Origin of the sequence: Pseudalgibacter alginicilyticus (assembly GCF_001310225.1) — a bacterium.
GTDB lineage: Bacteria > Bacteroidota > Bacteroidia > Flavobacteriales > Flavobacteriaceae > Pseudalgibacter > Pseudalgibacter alginicilyticus.
Window position 1 is genome coordinate 3,397,324 of record NZ_CP012898.1, and the last position, 21,669, is coordinate 3,418,992.

Sequence of the window (21,669 nt, forward strand, 5' to 3'; positions counted from 1 at the left end):
CTTTTAATAGTCTTCTAAAAGTAGTAGGTATAAGTTTTTGGAACTACTGCCATAGCTTAAAAAATCTTTGTCGTCTCCAGATTTAAAATGCTTAATAGTTGTAATATTTGTAGGAATGGTTTGTTTGTTTTTTGATTTAATTCCTCGAAGGCCTTCACCTATGTTTTCTACAATCTGACTGGTAGTTGCAAAAACAATAAAATTATCGGGAAGTTCCATCAATTTTTTTTCTAATATTTGATTTGAACAGATTAATAGCGAGCCATCATTTGCTATTAAATTTTCACAGGTTGTAAGGAAAAAAGTAGAATCATTAGTTTTTTTAGTTGTACTTAAATTTGATTTTTTAAATTTGTCTTTAAGATTTTCATCAAAAATAAGAGTTTCTTTAGCCTGCCAATGGTTCTCCTCTATGATATTTTGAAGACTCTCAAAGGTTTCGTCTAAATCTTCACAGTATAGAAATTTACCTCCATTAGCCTTAAAATTAATAGTAAACCGTTCATCAATGGGTATCTTGATTTCAGGCATGTATTTGCCTCTATCAATAGATTTAATTTCTTCTTTTTCTTGATCCGGTTTTGAACCAAATAATTTTCTAAAAAGACTCATTCAGGTAACTGCTATTAACTCAATTTTCTTGAAGTTTATCAAAGATAAAAAATCTTAAATTAACCATACGATTAATTTAAGATTTTTACTAAAAACGTTAATAAAAGTATTAATGATAATTTATTCTTTTGGTACTTTTATGTCTATTTGTTCTTCTTTTTTAAAAGCACGCTCGCCAAATATTTTTTCAAGATTATCTTTAAAAATCACTTCTTTTTCAAGAAGAACATTTGCAAGTTCAGTAAGTTTATCTTTATTGTCTTCTAATAATTTAACGGCTCTTTTGTATTGATTTTCAATAATATCAGATATTTCTTTGTCAATTAATTCCGCTGTTTGCTCGCTATAGGGTTTAGTGAAACCGTATTCGCTTTGTCCAGAATCATAATATGTTAAGTTTCCAATTTTATCACTCAATCCATAAATGGTAACCATGGCTCTAGCTTGTTTGGTAACTTTTTCTAAATCACTAAGAGCACCTGTTGATATTTTATTAAAAATTACTTTTTCAGCAGCACGACCTCCTAAAGCCGCACACATTTCATCAAGCATTTGTTCTGGACGAACAATGAGGCGTTCTTCAGGTAAGTACCAAGCAGCTCCTAAAGAGCGGCCTCTAGGCACAATGGTAACTTTTACTAATGGTGCAGCATGCTCAAGCATCCAACTTACTGTGGCATGACCAGCTTCATGGAATGCCACAGCTTTTTTCTCACTAGGTGTTATTATTTTGTTTTTCTTTTCTAATCCACCAATAATTCTATCAACAGCGTCAAGGAAATCTTGTTTATCTACTGCTTTTTTATTATTTCTTGCAGCAATTAAAGCGGCTTCATTACAAACATTTGCAATATCAGCCCCTGAAAAACCTGGGGTTTGTTTTGATAAAAATTCGGTATCTAAATCCTTAGCCTTTTTTAAAGGTCTTAAATGAACTTCAAAAATTTCTTTACGCTCACGAATATCAGGTAAATCAACATAAATTTGTCTGTCAAAACGACCAGCACGCATTAGAGCTTTATCTAAAATATCGGCTCTGTTGGTAGCTGCTAATACAATAACGTTAGTATTGGTGCCAAAACCATCCATTTCTGTTAATAATTGGTTCAGCGTATTTTCACGCTCGTCATTACTTCCAGACATAGCATTTTTTCCTCTAGCACGACCAATAGCGTCTATTTCATCAATAAAAATAATTGATGGTGATTTTTCTTTAGCTTGTTTAAATAAATCGCGAACTCTAGAGGCACCAACACCAACAAACATTTCAACAAAATCAGAACCAGATAATGAGAAAAAAGGTACTTTGGCTTCCCCTGCAACGGCTCTTGCTAATAAAGTTTTTCCAGTTCCTGGAGGGCCAACAAGTAGGGCGCCTTTAGGGATTTTCCCTCCTAAAGAGGTGTATTTTTCTGGATGTTTAAGAAAATCTACAATTTCTTGTACTTCTTCTTTAGCACCTTCTAAACCAGCTACATCTTTAAAGGTTGTTTTAACTTCAGTATTTTGATCGAAAAGCTTTGCCTTAGACTTTCCAATATTAAATATCTGTCCTCCAGCACCACCACCAGCACCACCAGACATACGACGCATGATAAAAATCCAAACGCCAATTAATAAGATAAACGGTAGAATACCTAATAAGAAATCACCTAAATGGTTTTCTTCAGTGGTATATATAGGTTCTAAATTTAAGTTTTGTTCTTTTATGATTTCATCTAATTGATTTTCAAAGTTTTGAAGGTCGCCAAATTCAAATTTATAATTAGGTAATTGGGCTGTTGTTGGTATAAGGGTAGAGGGTTTTGACTTTTTATGGATTTCTTTTTCTGCAGCTTCCTTGGTAAGATATACTTTTGCAATACGCTTGTTTACAATTTCAACTTTTGCTACGTCTCCATCTTCTACAAATTGAAAAAATTGTGTAGGGTTTGTTAAGTTTTCCTCTTGATAGCCGTTGTTTCCAAAAACAGACATTGCTATTAATATAGCAATGATGATTCCGTAAATCCAATATGGACTAAACTTAGGCTTGTTTTCTTTTATGTTTTTTTTATTGTTTGCCATCCTGTATTTTTAGTAGCTTGTTTCAATTATTGTTGTTTTTGCATCTCCCCAAAGGCTTTCAATGTCATAATATTCTCTAATGTGTTTTTGAAACACGTGTACTACCACATTTACATAGTCCATTAACACCCATTCAGCATTGTTATCACCTTCAACATGCCAAGGGTGGTCTTTAAGTTCTTTACTAACTTTTTTTTGTACAGAATTGACTATGGCATTTACTTGTGTATTGGAAGTACCTTCACAAATTATAAAGTAGTCACAAACCGTATTTTCAATAGCTCTTAAATCTAGGATGTTTATCTGTTCTCCTTTAACATCTTCTATGCCCCCTATTATGGATGATATTAGTTGGTCTGTGCTTATTTTTTCTTTAGCCATTAATTTAATTTAAAGTTGTGCAAAGTTATTATTTTTTTAGTTCTTTATAGTTTAAAATAATCATAAGATTTTACAGTATAAAAAATAACTTCTGTATGCATATTATCAAACTTAATGCCATCGATTCAACAAATAGCTATTTAAAGAAGTTAAGTTCTGAAACAAGCCTTAGAGATTATACTGTGGTTATCACAAATAATCAAACAAATGGTAGAGGACAAATGGGAGCAGTATGGGATTCTGAAGGCTCTAAAAACCTTACATTTAGTGTGTTTAAAGATGTTTCTAATTTCTATATTGATAACCCATTTTTTATAAGTATAGTTGTTTCTTTATCCATATTAAAAGCATTGCAAAGCATTAATATTCAGAAATTAAGTGTTAAATGGCCTAACGACATTTTGTCAGATAATAAAAAAGTATGTGGTATATTAATCGAAAATGTCATAAAACAAAATAATTTACAATCCTCAATTATTGGAGTAGGTTTAAATGTGAATCAAACGACATTTAATAACTTACCTTCCGCATCATCAATAAAGTGTATAACAGGTATTCATTATCATTTAGATGAAGTTTTACAAAGTATTATAGTACATTTAAAAAACTACTTTTCTCTTTTGCAGAATGGCCATTATGAAGATTTAAAGCAGGAATATGAAACATATCTTTTTAGAAAGAATAAACCATCAACTTTTAAGGGGGGTGATGGTAATATATTTTCTGGAATTATTAAAAATGTTTCAGCAGCAGGGCATCTTCAAGTGTTATTAGAAGATGATATTGTGAAAGCTTTTGATTTAAAGGAAATAACCTTACTTTACTAAACCGTTTTAGGAATGTTAGTAACTAATGTTTCTATAAATTTTTTGATAGGGCTTTTTATCATCATAGCCATCATGGGGTTAAAATCGCCATTAAATGTTAACTGAACCTCACTTTCTTCTTTGTTTGTTTCAGTTATGGTACCCGTAAGTGAAAAATCAATTTTTCCCCCAGCAGCACCTAAAACAATTGTATTTGGAGGAAAAACTTCTTTAGTTTCAAGTATAATTTCTGGCATGCCTTTTAGTTGAAATAAAAACTTGTCTTTCTCTAAAACTTCAAATTTACTAATGTTTTCCGGCATTAAAGATTCGAAATTTTTAACATTGGAAAGAAAATCAAAAACGTTTTGGGGTGATTTTGGAACCGATACTTTTGGAGATTCTAAATTCATTATATTAGTATTAAGTTGTTAATTTGTGGGTTGTACGTGTTCTTTTAACAGCTAAACAACATGCATTTGATATCAATTAGTGTTCCATTCACTAGGATTACTATTCCAATCACTTAAAGTTTTTAATTCTTCTTGGGTAATGTATTGGGTTTCTAAAGCTTGTTCTAGTAAATTTTCATAATTACCTAAAGTTTGTAAAAAGATATTTTCTTTTTTGAAATTTTCTTCAGCAACTTCAAAACCATAAGTAAAAATAGCAATCATGCCTTTTACATGTATATTAGCTTCTTTTAAAGCACGCACAGCATTTAAACTGCTTTTTCCCGTACTTATTAGGTCTTCAACCACCACTACATTTTTGCCTTCTTCAATAAAACCTTCAATTTGATTTTTTCTGCCGTGTCCTTTGGCTTCTGGTCTAACATATATAAAGGGAAGGTCTAAATATTCAGCTACAAGCATGCCTATACCAATGGCACCAGTGGCAACACCAGCAATAACATCAGGTTTGCCATATTGTTTTTCTATTTGTTTAGCCATCGTTTCGCATATATAATTCCTTATGATTGGAAACGATAAAATAATCCTATTATCGCAGTAAATAGGAGATTTCCAGCCGGAAGCCCAAGTAAATGGTTTCTGTGGGCTTAGCTTTATGGCATTAATTTGCAATAAAACTTTGGCGGTTTGTTTAGCGGTGTCTTTGTTAAAAATCATAGTCGCAAAATTAAACATTAATTTAGTTTTTTGTAGTTCTAATTATTATGAATAAAAATATTTTTTTTAACAATAGTAGGTTTCTATTGAAAAATGATATTTTTACAAAACTAAAACATGACATCATATTTATGTATAAAGTTTTTGTAAACGATAAACCAATCGTTTTAACTACGAAAGTTGAAGAGGAAACCTATTTTAAGAATTTTGATCTTAAATCAGTTAAGATGGATACGGTTATCAGAAAACTTAATAAGACAAAGCTTAAAGAAGCTAGGCTAATTCATCATAATAAAGATAAATTATTAAAAAAGTTTTTAAAAAAATTGCCGAATGTAATTGCTGGTGGAGGAAAAGTATATAATGATCAAGGTGAAATTTTATTTATTTACAGAAATGATAAATGGGATTTACCAAAAGGTAAAGTAGAAGGCAATGAATCTATAGAAGAAACTGCTATTAGAGAAGTTGCAGAAGAAACAGGTGTTGCTGGATTACAAATAACAAAGCCATTGGATACTACCTATCATATTTTTAAACGAAATGGACGTTATAAAATAAAAATTACCTATTGGTTTGAAATGAAAACGTCATTTGAAGGTGAGTTGTATCCTCAAGAAAATGAAGGTATTACTAAAGTAAAATGGCTAAATAAAAAAAAGGTAAAAAAAGCACTTAAAAATTCTTATGCGAATATTCAAGACTTGATTTAGTTTTTACAAGGCTGTTTTTATTTAATCAATAAGCAAATTGTTTTAGAAAATATTAGCGTTTAATAATTGTGCTTTGTCGTGCTTATTTTTGGTCAAATGGTGCTATGGCTGTAATCCATCCCTTTATTTCTGTTGTTTCGGTTGAAATGAATGCTCCTGTTTGAAGATTAAAATGACTGATTTCATTAGAGGGGTTTACTGTAATTATTTCATCATTAAAAATAGTTAGACAATATGTTCCTATACTTTCTGCTATTGGAATTTTACTTTCTTTTTTATCGGATAAATTTAATTTTATGATTGGCTCATTTTCAGAATAGCGTAAGTAATATAAATTGTTATTATTAATTGCTATATCGGGAATGGTATAGGATGAGTTTTTTGTAGTTATTTCTTCAACAAGTGTTCCGTTTTTTTCTATTTTATTAATGTTTTTATCATTTGAATAGAATACATATTCATCTAACAAAGCAATTCCTTCAGTTTTAATATTTATAATTTCAGATAAAATTTCACCATTCTCAGGGTTGAGTTGATAGATGGATTCATCTTCTGCATTTCCTCCAACCCATAAGGATTCTCCATCATACGCTAAGGCATGAGGTGATTCTAAATTTTCAGGTAAATTTAGTTTTAATTCAATTGTTGCGTTTGTTTCATTGTAAAGGTAAATTCCTGGAGATTCATAATTTTTATGTGTTAATATCCACCATTTATATTCAACATTCTCATTAGGAATAGAATCTGTTATAATTGAATTTTCATATACATCATCTAAATCATAGTGGCATGACGATACTAAAATTGTAAGAATGAGTAAACTGAAAATGGTTTTTATTGATTTCATAAATTTTAATTTCAATGATTAATCAATTTATATTTTAATGACTTTGTGAATTTCTTTTTTGCCTCCCGAAAGGATTTCAAAAAAGTAAGTACCGCTGCTAAAATTGTATAAATTGATGGATACTTTGCTATCAATTATCGCTTCCGTTTTGTTTATTAATAGAATGCCTGAGGCATTATATATTTTAAGGACCATTGTTTCAACTGTGGTAATTCCAGAAATATTAACAAGATCTCTAAACGGGTTAGGATATACCAACCAGTTTTTATTTTCTGCTGCTGTATTATTTGAGCTTGCCACACATCCTTTTGATATGTCAAATTCAGACTTTAAAAGGTCTTCTATTCTTAAGTTTACAAAACTATCATTTATGGTGTGGTTAAAAAAAGTAGCATCAATAATAGTATCATCGGCCCCTAGGTAATTTTGAAGTAAGGTTGCAAATGTTTGTCTGTAATCGTATTGAACCGTTTTTATTTGGTAGTTATTTGTGCTTTTAGCTTCAGTTAAATCTGGATTTGTACCTGAAACACCTCCAGATACTGGTTTGCCAAAAACAAACATGGGGGCAATTTCACCATGGTCTGTACCTAAGCTACCATTCTCAGCTGCTTTTCTGCCAAATTCTGAAAATGTAAGTCCCACAACATCATCTGATATATTTTGACTGTTCAAATCATTTACAAAAGCTTCCATGCTTTCAGACAAGTCTGTTAACAAACTGTAGTGTGTCCCTAAGGCTTCACCAACACCTTGCACTTGGGCGTTATGTGTATCAAAACCAGAAATACGAACCATATATATTTTTGTGCCTAAATCGCCACTTATTAATCGCGCAACTGTTTTTAACTGATTTGCTAAATCGCTATCTGGATAACTGATGTCATTTTTTCCTTTATTAAACGCATTTGAAATAGATCCAGCATAGGTATTTGACAAGGCATCAGTATTGGTTATAAACTCTAATTGTTTGCCATAATCTGAGTCTGGAATATTTAAGGGCGGTACGCCTCCTAATCCACTTAAAACAGTATAAAAACCAGCAGGGTCCTGTCCAGAAATATTTAATGACAAACCATGAGCTTCTTCTGCATGAAATCCTAATGATGTTTTGTTAGAGCCTATTTCTACCGCTAAAGGATAATTTTCTACAATTAAATCTGGGTAATACAATTCCATGAATCGTCCCATCCAACCAGTGTCAGTGCCATTTAAAAGACTGTTTCCGTCGTTTCCTGTTAAATATAAATCTGTGGATTTAAAATGACTTTTGTTCTGTGAAGGATACCCCACGGATTGTATGATTCTTAACCAGCTTTTGTCATATAAAGACTTAAGACCTGTAAGTGCTGGATTTAAACCTATTTGTTGATTATCAGGTAGCGTGGTATCTAAATTTATGTATTTATTGATTCCTGAAATGGGAACTTTTATAGTGGGTCTTAAGTTGCTATAAATATCATATTGATTTAGCGGTACCGTGGTATTTAAGCCGTCGTTGGCGCCAGCTAAATTGATAAGTACTAATTTTCGGTTTGAAATATCTGGGCAATTTACCAAAGGCATGACTGATTTTATTGCCGCTTGCAATTCAAAAGGGGTTAGGGCCATAACTGAAGCCGCAGATGATAACTTTATAAAATGTCTTCTTTTCATGTTTCTAAGCTTACATTAATTGAAATTCCGCTGCATTAACCATAGCAATAATTAAAGCATTTAAGCGGGTTCTTACCGTAACATCCTCATTTGTATTGAGGTATTGTGACCAAACGCCAGTCCAATAATAATCAGGAAAACCTTCGTCAACTAAAAAACTCTTAAAGTAGTTAGTTCTATCAGTATCTATGCTTTCAGGATATAATAAATCAGCAATTTCAGAAATTAATAAATTAGGGTCAGAAGCATTTGCAATTTTATTTTTTACAAAGGCAACCGTGTCTAACTGAGCATAAATATCTCCACTTGTTATGGTGTTTTTGCCTTCAATTAAACTTTCAATGAGTTTATATCTGCCTATAAGTGTGTTTGACGAAAACCAATTTCTGTCAAAACCTGGTTCTTGATAATAAGCAGGGTAGCCAGCAACAGAATCTGGGTTGTAAAACTCAATGCCTGAAGCAGGAAAATATCTATTATGTATAAAATTATGGAAGAAATTTCTATAATATAATAAAGCATTTGTACTTGGATCTGGATATTCTAATTCAAACATGGCGCAAACTTCTGATAGGATTTGTAAAGGGCTTTTTATAATGCTTCCAATAATATTATCAGTTGCATCACTATCGTCGGCATCATAGAAATGTTCACTTGAAAGTAATGTGGTTACTACTGGTAAAATTTCATACTCATTAGCAATAAGTATTTGGGCAAGTGGCTCAATAATATCTGTTTCAATTTCTTCTGTCCAGTCACTTTTTACAAAATACCTATAAAGTTTTCTGCAATAGGCTTTAGCTGTTTCTGGTTGAGCAAAAACCATTTCAACAAAATCATCAAGTTCTTCAAAGGCCCCTAACTCTGTGTCTCTACCTATTATAATTTGATTGCCAAAAGCACTACTAAAAGTTTTATCGCTTGTATCATGTTGATCAATATTAATATATCCCATTGGTATATTGGTGTCTGGGTCAATCATGCTTCGGTCAGCAAGTTTTTTAAAACCAGAAAAGACTTTTGCAGCCTGTTGAATATCTAATTCTGTGTAATTAGTGTAATTATTTGGTCCAATTTGTTTGCCCTTTAAAATTGTGTGAAGCTCTAAATATTCACGGGCATAATTTTCATTGGGGTTATTTTTATTATTCTGAGTATTATCTAAATAATCGAGCATCCCGTTATCTAAAGTGATTTTTTTTGCAATGGTTTTTAGGTTTCCAAACGCATAAAAATCTAAAAAATTTATATGGTCATAGAAATAAGTTGGAGCGCCAACACCATCATCTTTACCTACTGGAAAACAAGTGTGTAAAAAGAAAGAAAGCTTGTGCTTTAAGGTGGTTTGTTGCATGGCATTGTGCCACCACCAAGCTGTAACTTGTGCTCGTTTTCTAGCTTGACCATCTAGTGAATTTGGGAGTTCGGTTGATAAGGTCCAATAACCATCAGGAGATTCTATTGGTAACGGATCGTATGGCTCTGCTAAAGTATTGGCTGCCGCTGTTGTTAAACTATTAACAGCATTTGTAGCAGACATGCCCACAAAAGTGTCTAATTGCTCTTTTGTAAATTTAAAAGTAGCACGCCTGATTAGGTGTTTTGCCTTTCTTAAGTCTAAATTTGAACCAAGGGGGTTTAGTGATGCCATGACATAAATTTTGATGAAAAATATAAAATAGATTCATTTGTGTTAGGAAAAAACTTATTTTTTTTGTCAAAAATAACATTTTATCTGTAAAAATAGCTTTTCATCTTGAAATTCAATAATATTGAGTCTGTGTTTTGAGTTATGCCTAAAGGTTGGTTTTTAATTTTAAAGGTAACATAGTTGCTATCAAATACGCATGTTAGGGTTCATAATTGTTTTATGGGGCCAAAACATTTTCAGATCAATGCTCCAAATTAGTTCTATATATTTTTCAACAGACAAAACATCATTTTAAGGGAACACTTGGTAACTCTTAAAAGGCTCTTGAAATTAAAGTTTTTACAAGCTTTTTTTATTTCTACTTTTTGTAAAATGAAACTTCTTAATTCGCTTACAAATCATTAAATTTGCATTCTTAAAATTAAAAATAAATTATGTTTAATAATTTAAGCGATAAATTAGATAAAGCCTTACACGTTCTTAAAGGACATGGCAGTATTACAGAAGTTAACGTTGCCGAAACTTTAAAAGAAGTACGTCGAGCGCTTTTAGATGCCGATGTTAACTTTAAAATTGCTAAGGAATTTACGGTTAGGGTAAAAGAAAAAGCAATTGGTCAAAATGTTCTAACAACATTGCAACCAGGACAGTTGATGGTTAAAATCGTTAAAGACGAATTAACTGAGTTGATGGGAGGAGATGCTGAAGGTCTTAATCTTTCTGCTTCACCTAGTGTTATTTTAATGTCTGGTTTGCAGGGTTCTGGTAAGACAACTTTTTCGGGAAAACTCGCTAATTATCTAAAAACTAAAAAAACTAAAAAACCTTTATTAGTTGCTTGTGATGTTTATCGTCCTGCTGCAATAGATCAATTGCATGTTGTTGGAGAGCAAATAGGGGTTGAGGTTTTTAGTGATAGAGGCAATACAGATCCTGTGGCTATTTCAAAAGCAGGTATTGCACACGCAAAAGCAAACGGATTTAATGTGGTTATTATAGATACTGCAGGTCGATTGGCTGTTGATGAAGTCATGATGACTGAAATATCTAATATCCATAAAGCCATTCAGCCTCAAGAAACCTTATTTGTTGTAGATTCTATGACAGGTCAAGATGCTGTTAATACGGCAAAAGCCTTTAATGATGTTTTAAATTTTGATGGGGTTATCCTAACCAAATTAGATGGTGATACCCGTGGTGGTGCTGCTATTTCTATCAAATCAGTAGTAAATAAGCCAATTAAATTTATTGGTACAGGCGAAAAAATGGAAGCTATTGATGTGTTTTACCCATCACGTATGGCAGATCGTATTTTGGGCATGGGGGATGTGGTATCATTAGTAGAGCGTGCCCAAGAACAATTTGATGAGGAAGAAGCCCGTAAACTTCAAAAGAAAATTGCCAAAAATCAGTTCGGTTTTGATGATTTTTTAAGTCAGATTCAGCAAATCAAAAAAATGGGGAATATGAAAGACCTTATGGGGATGATTCCTGGTGCTGGAAAAATGATGAAAGATATTGATATTGACGATGATGCCTTTAAAGGTATTGAAGCTATAATTCATTCAATGACTCCAAAAGAAAGAAGTAATCCGGCCATTATTAACGGAAGTAGAAAAATACGTATAGGAAAAGGGTCAGGAACTTCGGTTCAAGAAGTTAATCAACTTTTAAAGCAATTTAACCAAATGAGCAAAATGATGAAAATGATGCAAGGCGGTGGTGGTAAAAAGATGATGCAAATGATGAAAAATATGCGCTAATCTTATTAAAAGTTAAGCTAAGCATAGTCAAAATTTTAGTAAAAAAATATTCGTGGTAAAATCCAGAAAATATGACAATTTTAGACGGTAAAAAAGTAAGTAACGATATTAAAGAAGAAATTGCTGAACATGTAAAAGCAATGATTTCTAAAGGTGAAAAAGTGCCGCATCTTGCCGCTATTTTAGTTGGAACTGATGGTGCTAGTATGACGTATGTAAATGCAAAAGTAAAAGCTTGCGAGAAAATTGGTTTTCAGTCTACTTTAATTGATTTACCCGAATATACCTCTGAAGAAGAATTACTGAAAAAAATCAATGACTTAAATATGGATGATGCTATTGACGGTTTTATCGTGCAACTGCCCTTGCCAGATCATATAGATGAGCAAAAAGTTTTGATGGCAGTACATCCAGATAAAGACGTGGATGGGTTTCATCCTACAAATGTGGGCAAAATGACTTTAGATTTGCCTACGTTTTTACCTGCAACCCCATATGGAATACTCGAATTATTGGAAAGGTATCAGGTAGAAACTTCTGGTAAAAATGTAGTAGTGATGGGAAGGAGTCATATTGTGGGACGCCCTATGAGTATTTTAATGAGTCAAAAACGACAAGCTGGTGATGCTACGGTTACAGTTGTTCATAGTCGTTCTAAAAATTTAGCTGAGATTACTAAAGCTGCCGATATCATAGTTGCTGCCATTGGTATTTCAGAATTTTTAACGGGTGATATGGTTAAAGAAGATGTGGTTATTATTGATGTAGGAATTACTCGTGTACCAGATGCTACTAAAAAGAATGGTTATAGGTTAGCTGGCGATGTTGAGTTTGAAAGTGTTAGTAAAAAAGCAAGTTTTATAACACCTGTGCCAGGTGGTGTAGGCCCAATGACAATTGCTATGTTGCTTAAAAATACCTTGTTGGCTCGTGAAAGACGTATGTCTTAAGCTTTATTGATGTTTCTTAGTGTGTTTTTCAACTTTTGAGGTTACGTATTCTTTAGTTGATTTTTCAAGCAGATTGTTTAATTCGTGAAACTCAGTTTTAGTAAGTTCTCTATATTCACCAATGGGCATGTCTAAGTTTATATTCATAATTCTAATGCGCTTTAGTGTTTGTACTTCATAAGTCAAATATTCGCACATGCGACGGATTTGTCTATTTAAACCTTGAGTTAAAACAATTCGAAACTTATAAGTACTCAGTTTTTCAACCTCACATTTTTTAGTTGTTTTATTTAAATCAGCTAACGGAATTCCGCCACGCATCCGTTCAATAAAAGTTTGCGAAATAGGTTTGTCTACCGTTACAATATATTCTTTTTCATGATTGTTACTGGCTCTCAAAATTTTGTTTACAATATCACCATCATCCGTTAAAAGAATTAAACCTTCACTTGGTTTGTCCAATCTACCAATAGGAAAAATGCGTTTAGGATATTTGATAAAATCAATAATATTGTCTTTTTCAACGGAAGTATCTGTGGTACAAACAATACCTACGGGTTTGTTAAATGCTAAGTAAACAAAGGCTTCTTTCTTATTTTTTATTTCTTGCCCATCCACATGAACAACATCATTAGGTGCTATTTTTGTTCCCATTTCAGGGACCTTGCCATTTATAGTAACACGACCAGCTTCAATAAGTTTATCTGCTTCACGGCGTGAACAATAACCAACTTCACTTAAAAATTTATTAATGCGTTTAAGATTTTCTTCCATAGAACAAAGATAGAAGTTTAGCTAGTAATAAATTCTATAATTTTAGAATTAACAGATGAATCTTTTAAAGAATGTCCGAAACCTTTGGTGCTAATAAGTTTGCTGTTTTTTAAACTACTTTTAATAATTAGCGCATCGTTGTAAGGAATAATATTGTCTTCTTTATCATGAATAATTAATCCTTTTGTATTAAGTTTTTCAATATTTTTAGCTGTTGATAGAGCTTCTGGTGATACATTAAAATGCTCAGTTATACTATTTTTTAATTTTGAAATAATGGTTTTTTTGTACTTCATCATATGCGCATAGCGCATGATAACATCTGAATATTTGCAAGGCACACCAGCTAATATTAGTTTTTGAATGTTTTTAATTTTATATTTAGAAATAGAAAAAGCAGCTGCTAAACCTCCCATGGAATGAGCCACCATAATAGTTGGTTTAAATTGTTTTGTGATCACATTAATAAATTCAGCGTATAATACGGCATTAAATAGGAGGCTTCCAGAGTTACCATGTGCAGGCGCATCCAATGCTACAATAGTATAGTCTTTTTTTTGTAAATCTGTAATTAAATCCATCCATCTGCCTGCATTGCTTTCCCAACCATGAATTAAAAGAACGGTGTCCTTGTTCCCCTTCCATTTATAAGTCATTATTTGGTTGTTTTTATAATAGAAAATGTTTTGAATTGCGGAATCTAAAAACACAGCTTGTTGTTTAGTGATTTGTCCTTTTCTTGGTACAGAGAATAGTTTGAAAGCTATTCTTGCTGCTGATTTTGAAGAAAAAATACTTAAAATATTTAAGAGAAAACCAACAATTTTAGGAAGCATAAATATATTTTAACTGTCGCATAGAAATTTTGAAAAGAGTTACATAAAATTATTTTAGTGGCTTTTTTTTAATCATGCCTCCTTTTAAATCTTTAACAAGGCTCATGGTAACAAAAGCTTTTCTGTCTATTTTGTCAATTTCTGTTTGTAATTTAGCCAATTCAAGTCTTGTAACAACCGTGTAAAGTATGTCTTTGTCATAACTATTGCCTCTGGTACCAAAACCTCCCTTTCCTGCATATACGGTACAAGCACATCTTAATTTTTCAATCAGCATAACTCTTATAGCTTCGTGCTCAGCAGATATAATGGTGACACCAACATATTCTTCAACACCATCTACTACAAAATCAACCGTTTTTGCAGCTGCTAGATAAGTCAGGATAGCATAAAGCGCAGTTTCAATAGATAAAATATAAGCACCAAAAGAGAAAATAATGATGTTAATAAGTAATAAAACATCTCCAATAGTAAGTGACAATTTTCTACTTAAAAAAATGGCTACTATTTCGGTACCATCAATAACACTACCACCTCTCATAGACATACCAATACCAAGACCTAAAAAGAATCCGCCAAAAACAGCTATGAGTAACTTATCATCTGTTATGGTTGGGTAATTGACATAATGAACAATTATTGATAAAAAGGTAATAGCTACAATACTACGTATCGCAAACTTTATACTAATAGTTTTAGAGCCTAAGAATAAAAAAGGAAGATTTACTAAAATAAGTAAGTAACTTAAATCAAAACCTGTAACATTTTGAAGTAATAGCGAAATACCAGTAGCACCACCATCAATAAAATTGTTAGGTAGTAAAAAACCTTTTAAGCCAAAACCAGCGGAAAATACTCCAATAATAATAAAGATGTATTCTTTGATGGCGTGCGAAATTTCAACCTGAAAACGTCTTACTAAAGGAACAATTTGTTTTTTACTAACAGGTTTTGAAGGTTGCTTGGATTTGATTCTTTTCTTTGCAACATCAATTAATATTTTAGCTATAAATGGGTTCATGGAGTATGAGTATTAGGCTTTATTCCAATTTATAAAAAAGTATTTGATTTTTGCATTTTCAGGAATGTGTATCGCTTCAACTTTTAAATCCATATCAAATCTAAGATTGGCAGGTAGTTCTTTTTTGTCAATGGTGAAAGAAGCATTGATTTCATTTACTGTAACAACTACCGAATTGATTAAATTATCGATTCTTGATATTTTATAATTGGATGAAATATCCTTAAAGGTACTTAATGATGAAATGTTTTTTGGGGTTTTAAACCGTGGATCAATAACTCGAATACTTTTAATAAACGATGTTGAGTCTAACGATTGACTAGGAGTAAGAATTAATAATTGTTTTCCTCCTTTTTCAAAAATTTCTATATTATTAATATTGCCAGTAAACGCATCTCCACTTACAAATCCTACAATAGAATCATTATTATAAATGGTTTTTAGGTCTTTAACTTGAGTAGAGTCAGTTAGTAACCCAATGTGCTGGTTGTTTATTTCAAAAGGGTTTTGTTCTTTTTTACAACTATATAAAAAAATACATAATAGAATGAGGCTAAAAAGTGATTTTTGCATTATTGTGGTTTATTTTAAGTTATAAATTGGAGTTATCGATTTATTTTTTCATGACTTTAGTAAGAATTCCAAAAACACTTCTTATAAAAGTAGCACTTGTTAAAACTTTTACAATAGGGTTCATTGCTGTGCTTCTTCTACTTGTGCTTTTTTTAGATGCTGCTTTTTTTAAAGCGTCTTGTTCTTTTTTAGCTTTTTCTTTGGCCTCGTTTGCTTCTGCTTGTTTTATTTTTTTTGTAAGCATTTCATAAGCACTTTCTCTATCTATAGTTTCATTGTATTTTTTTGCAAGTTTAGAGTTTGAAAGTAAGGTGCTTAATTCGTCTTCTGTCAAAACATCCATTCTACTCATAGGAGCACGTACCATGGTAGCGGCAAGTGGCGTAGGACGTCCTTTTTCATCTAAAGCAGATATCAAGGCTTCTCCAATACCTAAGGAGGTTAAAACTTCAGTTGTATCATAATACTCAGAATCTGGATAGTTTTGCGCGGTTAATTTTATAGCTTTTCTATCTTTTGCAGTAAAAGCTCTTAAAGCATGTTGTATTTTTAAGCCCAATTGGCCTAAAACAGCTTCAGGAACATCAGTTGGATTTTGGGTTACAAAATATAAACCAACACCTTTACTTCGTATTAATTTAACAATACTTTCAATTTGACTTAAAAGAGCTTTAGAAGCTTCATTAAAAATCAAGTGTGCTTCGTCTATAAATATAACCAGTTCGGGACGGTCGCTATCGCCTTGTTCTGGAAATGTTGAGTATATTTCAGCTAATAAGCTTAACATAAACGTTGAAAATAATTTGGGCCTGTCTTGAATATCTGTTAATCGTATGATGTTTATAAAGCCTCTTCCTTCGTTATCCACACGTAATAAATCATCAACATCAAAGGAGGTTTCACCAAAAAATAAATCGGCCCCTTGTTGTTCTAATTCAACAATCTTTCGTAAAATAGCACCTGTTGAGGCAGTAGATATTCTACCATAGGCTTCGGTAAATTCTTCTTTACCTTCTTGAGTGGCGTATTGTAATATTTTTTTGAAATCTTTTAAATCGAGAACAGGCATTTTGTTATCATCACAATATTGAAAAATAACAGCAACAACGCCCGATTGTGTTTCCGATAAATCTAAAATACGAGATAACAACACAGGGCCAAATTCACTAACCGTTGCTCTTAGGCGTACACCATCTTGTTCAGAAAGTGTTAGTATTTCCACAGGAAAAGGTTTAGCTTCAAATGGAATCCCTATTTTATTATGGCGTTCATCAATTTTTGCATGTCCAGGACTTGCTTGTGCTAAACCACTTAAATCGCCTTTAATATCCATGAGCAATACAGGAATGCCTTTGTCACTTAAATTTTCAGCTAAAACCTGTAAAGATTTTGTTTTTCCTGTGCCTGTTGCACCAGCTATTAGGCCGTGTCTGTTTAAAGTTTTTAAAGGAATGTTTACATGTGCGCCTGTCACAACTTCTCCTCCTAACATTGCGGCACCCATAGGTATAAAGTCGCCTTTGCAAGTGTTGCCTTCAGTAATATATTTAAAAAAAGTTTCGGTTTTACTCATGCCTTATATTTTGCATAAAAATACAGGAAAAAAAAAGAAGTCAATATAGTTCATGAATAAAATTGAATTGGAATTCAAAAAGCAATAAATAAAACAAGGAATATGTATCTTTGCAAACTTATGAAGGAAGAGATACAATTATTGGTAGATAAGGGTGAAATGTTGCCTTTAATGGAAGAGTTTTATACCATTCAAGGGGAAGGATTTCACAAAGGTACAGCAGCTTATTTTGTGCGTATTGGAGGTTGTGATGTGGGATGTCATTGGTGTGATGTTAAAGAAAGCTGGAATGCCAATTTGCATCCTCCTACTGAAATTTCAAAAATAGTAAACAATGCTAAAAAGTACAGCAATACTATTGTTATAACAGGAGGCGAACCTTTAACTTGGGATATGACAGCCTTAACCACTCAGTTAAAAGCGGAAGGTTTGCAAATACATATTGAAACTTCTGGAGCTTATAAATTGACAGGAATTTGGGATTGGATTTGTTTATCGCCTAAAAAGATGAAGTTACCAACGGCCGAAGTTTATGATAAAGCTCAAGAACTTAAAATGATTATTTATAATAAAGATGATTTTCGCTTTGCAGAAGAACAAGCCGCCAAAGTAAATAAAGATTGCATTTTATATTTACAGCCCGAGTGGAGTAAACGTGAAAAGGTTATTCCTGAAATTGTTGAATATGTTATGAAAAATCCAAAATGGAAAGTCTCATTACAAACACACAAGTACTTAAATATTCCATAGAAATTGTTAACGTTTTAAGTTACTAGAAAAACAAATGCCCCAACCATATCAATTGATTTGGTTAGGACATTGTTATCTTTTTAAGATATACGTTTACCGTTTATTACTTAGTAAAAGGCACTGTAACACGCGTTGTTCCCCAGCCTAAATGCATGTTGATTGTGTTACCTGATTCGTCAAAAACAATGGCGAAGTTTTCAATAGATTCGCTTCCCGTTGTTGCAGGAACATTTAATTTAGCAACTTCGTTAGATGCTTTGTGTCCACCCGTACCCCAATTGTCAATAGCTGAACTAATAATAATAGTCCATTCTTTAGCTCCAGGAATGGTAAATAATGAGTAAGTGCCAGCCTTAATTGCTGTACTCCCTAATTTAACATCTTTTAAAAAGATGATTTGAGTAGCATCATTGGCGCCCGTTCTCCATAATTCTCCGTATTTAGCCAAGTCTGTTCCAACCGTTCTTCCTTTTAGGTAAGGTCTGCTATAAAATACTTTAATAATCTTGTCAGCTCCTCTATTTGGGAACGCAGCAAGATCCAATGGGCTTTTGTCTAAGCTAGGGAATTTTTGAGCAGATACGTTAAAAGATAATAACATAACAAGTGCAAATAGTAAAGGTGTAATAAAAGTCAATTTTTTCATAATAAAGGGTTTAATGAATTAGAATTTATAAAAATAAGATACAATGGTCTTAAAGTTTTTATAAAAGTCGGTTAAGCATGTTAAAATTTACATTTTGACTATAATGCTTTAGCGTATTTAAGTTTTTGAATTCCTATTAAAGAGACTGACGCGTTGTGCTTTCTCGCAGTGATGGTTAAACTAACATGGCGAGGACAAAGAACGAAGCCATCTGCTTAATTTTAGTTATTACAGTTTTAAGCAGTCCGTAAAATTTTTTCCATTGTTCTGCCTTTAGCCAATTCGTCTACCAATTTGTCTAAATATCTTACTTGTTGAGTAAGTGGGGTTTTAATGTCTTCAATTCTATAACCGCAAATAACACCTGTTATTAACTGAGCGTTGAGGTTTAAGTTTGCTTCATTAAAGAAAGTTTCAAAAGTTACTTTATCGTCAATGAGTGATTTTATTTTTTGGTCGTTAAAACTGGTAAGCCAAGTGATGACTTGGTGCAACTCTGCCTTGGTACGACCTTTTTTTTGAACTTTGTTGATGTAGTGAGGATATACTTCAGCAAACGTTAGTTTTGCCATGCGGGCATCGTGTTCTGGGGAAGTACTCATATTGTGTTGGTTTTTAACTCAGTTCTTTGTTGTGTACAGTACTTTTTCACGACATCCAGATTTCATATTCCACTATTACTGTCCACATTCCATAAACTTTCTTCAGAAAATACTTTTTTCCATAGGCACTTCCAGTAAACTTTAAATAGGATACAGAAACGACACAATTTTCGAAATTGTTGTCAAAAATAGGTTCGCTTATCGAAATAATATTTTGTCTTTTATTTGTCTTTTTGAATAGTTGTTCAGCGTCATTTTTAGTCAAGCATTTTTTACTTTTAATAAAATCTTCGCCGTAATTCAATTCGTTTATTAATTCCGAGTTCCAACTCCCAATTTTACTTTGTGATTCATTTAGCTCAATTTCGTTTAGGATGTTTTCAGGGACATTAAGTCCAGTTTGTACTTTAAAATCTTTTGCGTCGAAGAAGGTTTTTGGTTTTTCGCATTGGACATACATTCCTTTTCCACCTTTTCCAATTTCGTAATCAATGATTTTTTTAAACACATCAGATTCCGAGTTATTTTGTGAATAGCTCAAGGTTGATATTAAAATCAAAAGTATGTTTATAATTCGTTTCATCGTATTGTACACAACGGGTTTAGCTAAGATTAGTGCGGATTTAGGATGATAATGTATCAGCTACTAAGATTTAGCAAAAACCATTTGTTTAGTTTTTTATTTGACTTAAAACTAAGACAAATTGTTTTTGCGGACAAATGAATTTAAACTTCTCTTTTTAATATTCACCCCGCATTAATTTTAGCCGGTGTTATGCTACGTTTTTAATTCTGTTAATTATAGACTCAATAACCAACTCAAACAATAAGTTTCTCTGTTCATAAATAGCATTCCATTGGTCTTTATTCCAAGAACTTTCTTCGTGTTTGTACATACCATGAGCTAAAATATGTCTCATGTCATCTAACTTTGGATTTCTCAATAGGCCGTTTTGTGCTTGTATAGTTGATTTAATAATTTCTCGTTTATCTTTATTTTCTTTCCCTGGTGCATAATCTTGTCCTAGCATTGCTAAAAAACTTGTAGTTAGATTTGATTTACCTTTTTTATTCCACCAAAAGCCTTCAATAAATGAATAAAGACTTAGAAGTTCAAGCAAGACATCATCAATACCTGAGATTTTATAAATCTCTTCAAGAATGTGACTATGTCGGATTTCAAGGTTATTAAGGATTTGAAAATAGTATAAAACCTTATCAAATGTTTTTGAATTAATTTCCAATTTCGAAATAGTATGAGATTGTCTAAATCCCTGCCAATTAGGTATTGTAATTACAGCTTCGGGGATGTACTCTGCAGTATCTGAAACAAATGAAGGTTGATAATAAACAAGCTTTAGACATAATTTAAATAGATTGGTAAAGTTGTAAGAGTTCTCACTTTCATATCCATTCAAGGTTAAGATAAAGATTGAATTTAACGGCATAGGACTATTTACCATATTAAGCATTCCGTGTCTAATTATCTTATTATGAATCCAGTCGTTGAAAGGTTCCTGAATATTTTTTGAATTTTGAAAATTGGTAATTAGTATATCTATCTCTTTGTCTTCAAACATAACTTTTTTTGAAAAGTCATTACCTGAAAACTTTATGTTATCAATCAACCAACATCCATATCTCATATTTTTTATTTAAATGTAGCATAACGGTTACGTATAAGAATAGTGCGTAGTTTGAGTGCGAGGATTTTCCGAAGGAAAATCAGATGCAAGCAAACAAGCACTAACATTTGATTTAGGAATAAACTTACGCATTATTTTTATACGTTGTTACTTGCTGTACTTTTTTTGTCAGAACCTAAAGTTTATTTTCATTATTAAATCATAAAAGTCATTTCCGACAAACTCGTTCCATTTTTTTGAAAACAACAATTCAGAGTTTTGCATCAACTGAATTTCAGAGTCATTAGAGTCAAAATTCAGATAGATACATTCTAAAATCTCTATAGACCAAGAAAAAACCTCTTTTTCATAGTTTTCAGAAGTTTTATTGCAACTGAATGGAATTTTGTTTAATTCTAATAAGTTTAAAAAAACTTTATTCCAATAAGAAATTGTTCGGCTTTGTGCTAATTCGAAGTTAACAATGTCCGTTGATATTCTTTTGATTCCGTCATCGTAAGAAGTGCCATCAATTCCGATAATATTTCCTGTTGTTCTGACACCATTAATGTTATACCAACCCATTCTTTTTTCGTCATATTTGATTTTCCAGTCAGGAAATTCAATCTGGTTAATACGGTATCTTTTCATCTAATTTGGGTTTCGTGGGTATTGCAAGTAACTTAGTTATAT

Annotated in this window: 23 protein-coding genes; 5 read left to right on the forward strand and 18 right to left on the reverse strand. The window is 32.1% G+C overall.

The genetic code is table 11. The annotated features are described in order from the left end of the window. Window positions 1-3: 3 nt before the first annotated feature. The 3 genes from APS56_RS14115 to rsfS form a co-directional block, all read right to left on the reverse strand. Window positions 4-612 (reverse strand): LUD domain-containing protein, encoded by a 609-nt coding sequence (locus tag APS56_RS14115; protein ID WP_054729636.1) that lies wholly within the window; start codon window positions 610-612, stop codon window positions 4-6. A gap of 120 nt (window positions 613-732) precedes the next feature. After that, window positions 733-2,679 carry an ATP-dependent zinc metalloprotease FtsH gene (gene ftsH / locus APS56_RS14120; RefSeq protein ID WP_054729639.1) on the reverse strand — a complete coding sequence of 649 codons (1,947 nt, stop codon included), beginning with the start codon at window positions 2,677-2,679 and terminating at the stop codon, window positions 733-735. 9 nt (window positions 2,680-2,688) lie between these two features. Next, the gene (rsfS, locus tag APS56_RS14125; protein WP_054729642.1) at window positions 2,689-3,060 is read right to left on the reverse strand and encodes a ribosome silencing factor; all 372 of its coding nucleotides are present in this window, start codon (window positions 3,058-3,060) and stop codon (window positions 2,689-2,691) included. A 95-nt stretch (window positions 3,061-3,155) separates the two neighbouring features. On the opposite strand from rsfS, the gene APS56_RS14130 reads away from it, so the two are divergent. Then, entirely contained in the window at window positions 3,156-3,887 is a 732-nt protein-coding gene (locus APS56_RS14130; protein ID WP_054729643.1) for a biotin--[acetyl-CoA-carboxylase] ligase, read from the forward strand. On the opposite strand, the gene APS56_RS14135 is transcribed toward APS56_RS14130, so the two are convergent. Both APS56_RS14135 and pyrE read right to left on the reverse strand, forming a co-directional pair. Next, complete coding sequence (locus APS56_RS14135) at window positions 3,884-4,279, reverse strand: SRPBCC family protein (RefSeq protein ID WP_054729647.1); 396 nt, start codon at window positions 4,277-4,279, stop codon at window positions 3,884-3,886. The genes APS56_RS14130 and APS56_RS14135 overlap by 4 nt on opposite strands. 72 nt (window positions 4,280-4,351) lie before the next feature. Continuing rightward, on the reverse strand, window positions 4,352-4,996 hold the full coding sequence (gene pyrE / locus APS56_RS14140) for an orotate phosphoribosyltransferase (protein ID WP_054729650.1): 645 nt from the start codon (window positions 4,994-4,996) through the stop codon (window positions 4,352-4,354). A 131-nt stretch (window positions 4,997-5,127) separates the two neighbouring features. On the opposite strand from pyrE, the gene APS56_RS14145 reads away from it, so the two are divergent. Further along, the gene (locus tag APS56_RS14145) at window positions 5,128-5,709 is read left to right on the forward strand and encodes an NUDIX hydrolase (RefSeq protein ID WP_054731406.1); all 582 of its coding nucleotides are present in this window, start codon (window positions 5,128-5,130) and stop codon (window positions 5,707-5,709) included. 82 nt (window positions 5,710-5,791) lie between these two features. On the opposite strand, the gene APS56_RS14150 is transcribed toward APS56_RS14145, so the two are convergent. Genes APS56_RS14150 through APS56_RS14160 form a run of 3 tightly spaced genes read right to left on the reverse strand, consistent with a single transcriptional unit; the run spans window position 5,792 to window position 9,863 of the window. Continuing rightward, window positions 5,792-6,556 carry a DUF5050 domain-containing protein gene (locus APS56_RS14150; RefSeq protein ID WP_054729653.1) on the reverse strand — a complete coding sequence of 255 codons (765 nt, stop codon included), beginning with the start codon at window positions 6,554-6,556 and terminating at the stop codon, window positions 5,792-5,794. Window positions 6,557-6,583: 27 nt separating this feature from the next. After that, window positions 6,584-8,212, reverse strand: coding sequence for a DUF1501 domain-containing protein (locus APS56_RS14155; protein WP_082379362.1), 1,629 nt, complete (start codon window positions 8,210-8,212; stop codon window positions 6,584-6,586). Between the two features lie 10 nt (window positions 8,213-8,222). Continuing rightward, window positions 8,223-9,863, reverse strand: a complete 1,641-nt coding sequence (locus APS56_RS14160; protein ID WP_054729664.1) for a DUF1800 domain-containing protein — start codon at window positions 9,861-9,863, stop codon at window positions 8,223-8,225. 434 nt (window positions 9,864-10,297) lie between these two features. Between APS56_RS14160 and ffh the strand changes: the two genes are divergently transcribed. Both ffh and folD read left to right on the forward strand, forming a co-directional pair. Further along, complete coding sequence (gene ffh, locus APS56_RS14165) at window positions 10,298-11,626, forward strand: signal recognition particle protein (RefSeq protein ID WP_054729667.1); 1,329 nt, start codon at window positions 10,298-10,300, stop codon at window positions 11,624-11,626. 71 nt (window positions 11,627-11,697) lie between these two features. Next, on the forward strand, window positions 11,698-12,576 hold the full coding sequence (folD, locus tag APS56_RS14170; protein WP_054729670.1) for a bifunctional methylenetetrahydrofolate dehydrogenase/methenyltetrahydrofolate cyclohydrolase FolD: 879 nt from the start codon (window positions 11,698-11,700) through the stop codon (window positions 12,574-12,576). A gap of 3 nt (window positions 12,577-12,579) precedes the next feature. Here folD and rluF read toward each other — a convergent pair whose 3' ends face one another. The 5 genes from rluF to APS56_RS14195 are packed head-to-tail and all read right to left on the reverse strand — an operon-like array spanning window position 12,580 to window position 17,353. Continuing rightward, entirely contained in the window at window positions 12,580-13,350 is a 771-nt protein-coding gene (rluF, locus tag APS56_RS14175; RefSeq protein ID WP_054729673.1) for a 23S rRNA pseudouridine(2604) synthase RluF, read from the reverse strand. Between the two features lie 17 nt (window positions 13,351-13,367). Beyond that, on the reverse strand, window positions 13,368-14,186 hold the full coding sequence (locus tag APS56_RS14180; protein ID WP_054729676.1) for an alpha/beta hydrolase: 819 nt from the start codon (window positions 14,184-14,186) through the stop codon (window positions 13,368-13,370). A 49-nt stretch (window positions 14,187-14,235) separates the two neighbouring features. Next, window positions 14,236-15,207 carry a YitT family protein gene (locus tag APS56_RS14185; RefSeq protein ID WP_054729679.1) on the reverse strand — a complete coding sequence of 324 codons (972 nt, stop codon included), beginning with the start codon at window positions 15,205-15,207 and terminating at the stop codon, window positions 14,236-14,238. A gap of 12 nt (window positions 15,208-15,219) precedes the next feature. Next, on the reverse strand, window positions 15,220-15,780 hold the full coding sequence (locus tag APS56_RS14190; RefSeq protein ID WP_054729683.1) for a hypothetical protein: 561 nt from the start codon (window positions 15,778-15,780) through the stop codon (window positions 15,220-15,222). A 40-nt stretch (window positions 15,781-15,820) separates the two neighbouring features. Further along, window positions 15,821-17,353 carry a helicase HerA-like domain-containing protein gene (locus APS56_RS14195; RefSeq protein ID WP_054729686.1) on the reverse strand — a complete coding sequence of 511 codons (1,533 nt, stop codon included), beginning with the start codon at window positions 17,351-17,353 and terminating at the stop codon, window positions 15,821-15,823. Between the two features lie 120 nt (window positions 17,354-17,473). Here APS56_RS14195 and APS56_RS14200 point away from each other — a divergent pair, with 120 nt between their 5' ends. Beyond that, window positions 17,474-18,103, forward strand: a complete 630-nt coding sequence (locus tag APS56_RS14200) for a 7-carboxy-7-deazaguanine synthase QueE (protein WP_211259726.1) — start codon at window positions 17,474-17,476, stop codon at window positions 18,101-18,103. 103 nt (window positions 18,104-18,206) lie between these two features. Here the strand turns inward: APS56_RS14200 and APS56_RS14205 are convergent, their stop codons facing one another. From APS56_RS14205 to APS56_RS14225, 5 genes are all read right to left on the reverse strand, one after another. After that, the gene (locus APS56_RS14205) at window positions 18,207-18,749 is read right to left on the reverse strand and encodes a DUF2911 domain-containing protein (RefSeq protein ID WP_054729690.1); all 543 of its coding nucleotides are present in this window, start codon (window positions 18,747-18,749) and stop codon (window positions 18,207-18,209) included. 236 nt (window positions 18,750-18,985) lie between these two features. Next, window positions 18,986-19,351 carry a DUF2200 domain-containing protein gene (locus APS56_RS14210; RefSeq protein ID WP_054729695.1) on the reverse strand — a complete coding sequence of 122 codons (366 nt, stop codon included), beginning with the start codon at window positions 19,349-19,351 and terminating at the stop codon, window positions 18,986-18,988. Window positions 19,352-19,397: 46 nt separating this feature from the next. Beyond that, window positions 19,398-19,934 (reverse strand): hypothetical protein, encoded by a 537-nt coding sequence (locus APS56_RS14215; protein WP_054729698.1) that lies wholly within the window; start codon window positions 19,932-19,934, stop codon window positions 19,398-19,400. Window positions 19,935-20,124: 190 nt separating this feature from the next. Continuing rightward, a complete protein-coding gene (locus APS56_RS14220; protein WP_054729700.1) occupies window positions 20,125-20,997 on the reverse strand; it encodes a hypothetical protein in 873 nt (290 codons plus the stop codon). Between the two features lie 168 nt (window positions 20,998-21,165). Then, a complete protein-coding gene (locus APS56_RS14225; protein ID WP_054729702.1) occupies window positions 21,166-21,627 on the reverse strand; it encodes a hypothetical protein in 462 nt (153 codons plus the stop codon). Window positions 21,628-21,669: the final 42 nt, after the last annotated feature.

Bases quoted from the DNA above. Each gene is read 5' to 3' on its own strand.
- APS56_RS14115 (WP_054729636.1), bottom strand. From the start codon at position 612: ATGAGTCTTTTTAGAAAATTATTTGGTTCAAAACCGGATCAAGAAAAA.
- ftsH (WP_054729639.1), bottom strand. From the start codon at position 2,679: ATGGCAAACAATAAAAAAAACATAAAAGAAAACAAGCCTAAGTTTAGT.
- rsfS (WP_054729642.1), bottom strand. From the start codon at position 3,060: ATGGCTAAAGAAAAAATAAGCACAGACCAACTAATATCATCCATAATA.
- APS56_RS14130 (WP_054729643.1), top strand. From the start codon at position 3,156: ATGCATATTATCAAACTTAATGCCATCGATTCAACAAATAGCTATTTA.
- APS56_RS14135 (WP_054729647.1), bottom strand. From the start codon at position 4,279: ATGAATTTAGAATCTCCAAAAGTATCGGTTCCAAAATCACCCCAAAAC.
- pyrE (WP_054729650.1), bottom strand. From the start codon at position 4,996: ATGATTTTTAACAAAGACACCGCTAAACAAACCGCCAAAGTTTTATTG.
- APS56_RS14145 (WP_054731406.1), top strand. From the start codon at position 5,128: ATGTATAAAGTTTTTGTAAACGATAAACCAATCGTTTTAACTACGAAA.
- APS56_RS14150 (WP_054729653.1), bottom strand. From the start codon at position 6,556: ATGAAATCAATAAAAACCATTTTCAGTTTACTCATTCTTACAATTTTA.
- APS56_RS14155 (WP_082379362.1), bottom strand. From the start codon at position 8,212: ATGAAAAGAAGACATTTTATAAAGTTATCATCTGCGGCTTCAGTTATG.
- APS56_RS14160 (WP_054729664.1), bottom strand. From the start codon at position 9,863: ATGGCATCACTAAACCCCCTTGGTTCAAATTTAGACTTAAGAAAGGCA.
- ffh (WP_054729667.1), top strand. From the start codon at position 10,298: ATGTTTAATAATTTAAGCGATAAATTAGATAAAGCCTTACACGTTCTT.
- folD (WP_054729670.1), top strand. From the start codon at position 11,698: ATGACAATTTTAGACGGTAAAAAAGTAAGTAACGATATTAAAGAAGAA.
- rluF (WP_054729673.1), bottom strand. From the start codon at position 13,350: ATGGAAGAAAATCTTAAACGCATTAATAAATTTTTAAGTGAAGTTGGT.
- APS56_RS14180 (WP_054729676.1), bottom strand. From the start codon at position 14,186: ATGCTTCCTAAAATTGTTGGTTTTCTCTTAAATATTTTAAGTATTTTT.
- APS56_RS14185 (WP_054729679.1), bottom strand. From the start codon at position 15,207: ATGAACCCATTTATAGCTAAAATATTAATTGATGTTGCAAAGAAAAGA.
- APS56_RS14190 (WP_054729683.1), bottom strand. From the start codon at position 15,780: ATGCAAAAATCACTTTTTAGCCTCATTCTATTATGTATTTTTTTATAT.
- APS56_RS14195 (WP_054729686.1), bottom strand. From the start codon at position 17,353: ATGAGTAAAACCGAAACTTTTTTTAAATATATTACTGAAGGCAACACT.
- APS56_RS14200 (WP_211259726.1), top strand. From the start codon at position 17,474: ATGAAGGAAGAGATACAATTATTGGTAGATAAGGGTGAAATGTTGCCT.
- APS56_RS14205 (WP_054729690.1), bottom strand. From the start codon at position 18,749: ATGAAAAAATTGACTTTTATTACACCTTTACTATTTGCACTTGTTATG.
- APS56_RS14210 (WP_054729695.1), bottom strand. From the start codon at position 19,351: ATGAGTACTTCCCCAGAACACGATGCCCGCATGGCAAAACTAACGTTT.
- APS56_RS14215 (WP_054729698.1), bottom strand. From the start codon at position 19,934: ATGAAACGAATTATAAACATACTTTTGATTTTAATATCAACCTTGAGC.
- APS56_RS14220 (WP_054729700.1), bottom strand. From the start codon at position 20,997: ATGAGATATGGATGTTGGTTGATTGATAACATAAAGTTTTCAGGTAAT.
- APS56_RS14225 (WP_054729702.1), bottom strand. From the start codon at position 21,627: ATGAAAAGATACCGTATTAACCAGATTGAATTTCCTGACTGGAAAATC.